This window comes from Anaerosporobacter sp., from assembly GCF_965301125.1.
On record NZ_CBDLAM010000335.1, the window covers coordinates 822 to 2,330 of the forward strand.

At 29.6% G+C, this 1,509-nt stretch carries 2 protein-coding genes; both read right to left on the reverse strand.

The features are described 5' to 3' along the window. Positions 1–860: diguanylate cyclase domain-containing protein (locus tag ACW2QF_RS19575; RefSeq protein WP_455717696.1), on the reverse strand; the 860-nt coding region annotated here is incomplete at its 3' end. 293 nt (positions 861–1,153) lie between these two features. Further along, positions 1,154–1,354 carry a small, acid-soluble spore protein, alpha/beta type gene (locus ACW2QF_RS19580; protein ID WP_455717697.1) on the reverse strand — a complete coding sequence of 67 codons (201 nt, stop codon included), beginning with the start codon at positions 1,352–1,354 and terminating at the stop codon, positions 1,154–1,156. Between the last annotated feature and the right edge of the window lie 155 nt (positions 1,355–1,509).

A 1,509-nucleotide genomic window follows, 5' to 3' on the forward strand; every position in this document is an offset into this window, starting at 1 on the left:
TAAGTAATGAAAGAATCATAATTTCCTTCGAATGTATCCACTGCTAATTTGGCGCGATCGCATATTTTTTCAATTGGCATTGAAATATCACTTATCATATATACACCAAACCGCATTACAATATTAATTGGTATCGGATAATCGTTTAATTTACTCACTATTAATTTAATAATTTCCTCGCTATACATATCGCAGTCCATTAAAATAAAGAAATTATCGGCACCGGCATGTCCGCATATCTCGTTCTCACCAATTGTATCAATCATGGTTTTACCAATGAAATTAAGTAAACGGTCACCTTCAGCTCTACCAAAGAGTTCATTCACTAACTTAAATTTCGAAATATTAGCAAAGATTAAAAGGTAACTTTTATCAGTATTATTCTGTATTACTTCTGTAACATTCTCTGCAAAAAAATTCATGCTATATAGCCCAGTTAAAGCATCTTTTTCAATTGAGTTAATTACAGCCGCTGTCTTTAACGTTTGAAATATATTAGCTATCCTTCTTTCAATAAGTGCTTTACTAAAAGGTCTTACAAAAACATCATAAGCCCCTAACTCAAGTGCTTCTAACACTTTCAATTCATCATCGTCAATTGTTGTAGCAATAACTGGGATATTAATTGAAGCATCCATGCTTTGAAGTTGTGAGAGAAATGTAAAACCAGACTTATTCGACATCATTAAATTTAACAGAATTACGGATATCCTTACAGAATGATTTTCTAACTTGGATAGTGCTTCTGAGATAGTACTTACATCAATAATTATATATGTATCTGATAATATTTCATGAAATGTAGATTTATTCTCTACGTCATCATCAATTAACATAATAACATCTTTTTGATTCATCATGAAAGGAATCCTCCAAGGTCATATTTACGAAATATTACATCCCGTATTCGATTATCTATACCATTATATCATATTTTTTGAATAATAGAAGTAATAATCTACATTTTTCCTTTATTTTCACAATTAATTATAAAACATCTTATTTTACAGAAAAAAATGGCATAATATTATGAAATCATAATATTATGCCATTTTTACTATCTTCTTTTGCACAGTTTATATGCTAATAAACCATTTGCTTTCGCATGTATCTACTTACATATAATTCTTTTGCTTATTCATTAATGGCTTGTTTATTTACCTGCCATTAATTTTTCTTGTTCTTCGATCATTTTTTTGACCATGTAACCGCCTACAGAACCATTCTGGTATGATGTTAAATCACCATTATAACCATGTTTTAATGGTACTCCTAATTCACTTGCTACTTCATACTTAAATCTGTCCATCGCTTCTCTTGCTTCTGGTACTGCTGAATGATTTCTGCTTGCCATAATAAACTCCTCCATTCACTATTCAAATGTTAGCACTTGAATAAGTCGTGTTGTTGTTTGTTACGATATTATTATATGGAGATTGCTTTATAATACACATGTAATTTTTTCAAATTAGTATTAAATAATATATATTTTTATAGGTCAGAAAACGC

What these genes read in the sequence shown, in the direction of transcription:
- ACW2QF_RS19580 (WP_455717697.1), bottom strand. Translation starts at nt 1,354, where the DNA reads ATGGCAAGCAGAAATCATTCAGCAGTACCAGAAGCAAGAGAAGCGATG.